This is a genomic window from Vibrio sp. 10N.261.52.A1 (genome assembly GCF_002876325.1).
Lineage (GTDB): Bacteria > Pseudomonadota > Gammaproteobacteria > Enterobacterales > Vibrionaceae > Vibrio > Vibrio chagasii.
This window is the reverse complement of record NZ_MCYD01000560.1, coordinates 3,101-4,023: the sequence shown is the minus strand read 5'-3', so window position 1 is coordinate 4,023 and position 923 is coordinate 3,101. Positions and strand designations below refer to the sequence as shown.

General features: G+C 39.8%; 1 protein-coding gene. It reads left to right on the top strand.

All coding sequences use genetic code 11. The features are described 5' to 3' along the window. On the top strand, window positions 1-809 hold an 809-nt coding region (locus tag BCT81_RS08755), incomplete at its 5' end, for a hypothetical protein (RefSeq protein ID WP_102423871.1). Window positions 810-923 lie beyond the last annotated feature (114 nt).

Below are 923 nucleotides of genomic sequence, written 5' to 3'. Positions count from 1 at the left end.
AGCAAGAAGATGGTGGTGAAACTTTTTGTAATGAAGATATATCTATCCCAGACTATAGGCTTGTACTTAAAGAGGATAACTCTTCCTTTTTAGTCGAAGTAAAAAATTATCATCGAGAACCATTTGAAAACAAGTTCTCCTTCACTAGGAGGTATTTTGAATCAGTTTTGCGTTATTCAGAGTTAGTTCGTTGCCCAGTAAAGTTCGCTATATACTATTCAAAAATGAATATGTGGGCCTTGTTATCTTCAGATGCATTTGAGCTTCAAAGGGGGCGATACGTCGTAGACCTTCCTACTGCGATGATGCAGAACGAATTAATAACGATCGGTGATGAGTGGATATCAACAAAACCACCATTTGAAATATATATTGTTTCGGATCCATCCAAGCCAGCCCACTATGATGACAAAACTGGTGAAACTAACTTCATCATAAAGAATGTGCTTTGCTATTGTGCAGGCAGCTTATTGGAAACAGATAAAGAAAAAGAGTTGCTAAACCTTTTCGCAATGTACGGCAAGTGGTCTGAGACCGAAGTGATACCAGTTGTCGTCAAGGATAACCGTCTAATTGGTATCAAGTACAAATTTGAGCCGGAAGAGTATTCTACAAATGGTTTTGACCACATTGGGCAGTTGAGTTCAATGATTTCTTCTACGTATAAAATGGCTACGGAAGAAAACGGGTCAGTTGTCGCAATAGAAACGACTAGGGAAGCAAAGTCGTTTTCTATAGTAATCCCCGACGACTATGAGAGTAAGCTATTGCCTTTGTGGAGGTTTAAAATGCAACCAAACAAGGGCTAACAGCCGACTAAGGCAGATTCGTAACGCACGGCATTCTTAGTTCAAGTCGAGTTTTTGTGTTTACGGTGTAATATTTCCAGTTAGGTGGTAGCGTTACTCACTACTTAACGCGGC